1 pseudogene is annotated in these 1194 nt (G+C 70.4%); it reads left to right on the forward strand.

The window, feature by feature from the left end:
* Positions 1 to 28: 28 nt before the first annotated feature.
* Positions 29 to 1194: pseudogene (locus tag E4099_RS32175) on the forward strand (hypothetical protein); the annotation flags it as partial.

The following is a 1194-nucleotide window of genomic DNA, read 5'->3' on the forward strand; positions in this document are numbered from 1 at the left end:
TCCCGCCCCTCAGGAAGGACTCCGCCCCATGACCGAGCTGATCACCACCCCCGCCCAGAACGCCATGACCGGCCACGGACTCACGGAGGCTGTGACCGTCCTGGACGACTCCCGTACGGCCGTCGCCTACACCGTCTTCTGCCCGGCCACGAGCCGCTACAGCGTCCTGACACTGGACGGCCGTTGGGTGATCCCGGGCAAGGGCGACGGGTACGCGGCCCGCGGCGCGGCCACCCGCTACGTCCGGACCCACGTGGATGAACTCCGCCCCGAAGCGCTGGTCATTCTCGAACCGGTGCGCCACAACGGACGGTTTGCGGCCACGTCCATGGGGCGCCGTTCGGGGACATGCCGGAAGCAGGTTGGCATCTCGACCGATTGGCGCTCCGGCTACGCCTGTGGCTGCGGCGGACAGGTGTCGGCTGAGGCGGCACACCGGGATGGCTGGACCATCGTGCGGGACGGCCGCGGCACGCACACCGTGAGCTACGCCCTTGACCGGTCGCACGCCCGGCCGTTCGGGGAGACCGACCCCAACGGCCGCAACGTCGTCATGTCGGACAAGCCGATCGCGGTCGAGACGGCTGAGGCCCTGGCCAAGCTGGACGTAGAGCGCTCCCTGATCGTGGCCAAGGCGGAGTCAGTCAAGACGCTCGCGGTCGAGGCTGAGACGGCGGCCGAAGCTGCCGCGGAAGCCAAGGACCGGACACTGTCCGCGGTGAACGTGGTCGAGGCTCACGACAGTGCCAAGGATGCCGAAAATGCCGCGCGGACAGCGTCCGAGCTGTTCTCCCTCGCCTCGGCGCGGGCGGACGCGCTGGCCGATCTGGCCACGGCGTTCGGAGACAAGATCAGAGAAGCGCCGTGGTCCGTCAGGGACGAAGTGACCGCGCTGTGGGACGACGTCACGGGTGCGCGGGCCGACGCGTGGGAGTACGAGGGAAGGGCTGAGACGGCGCGGGACTACGCTGCCACGGACGCTGAGACGGCAGCAACGGAGTACGCGCGCCGGTGCGCCCGTTGCGGCTCGTGGTACCGCGAGTTCCAGACGTCGACCGCCCCGGGCAGGGAAGTCCTGTGCCCGTGCATGCCGCTGTACGCGGGCAGCGTGGAGGACGTCGCCGACCCTGCGGACGCTGTGGCCCCGTGGGAGTGCGCCGGACAGCTCAGCATGGATGACCTCCCCCCCGCCCC

Source organism: Streptomyces palmae, assembly GCF_004684805.1.
Classification (GTDB): domain Bacteria; phylum Actinomycetota; class Actinomycetes; order Streptomycetales; family Streptomycetaceae; genus Streptomyces; species Streptomyces palmae.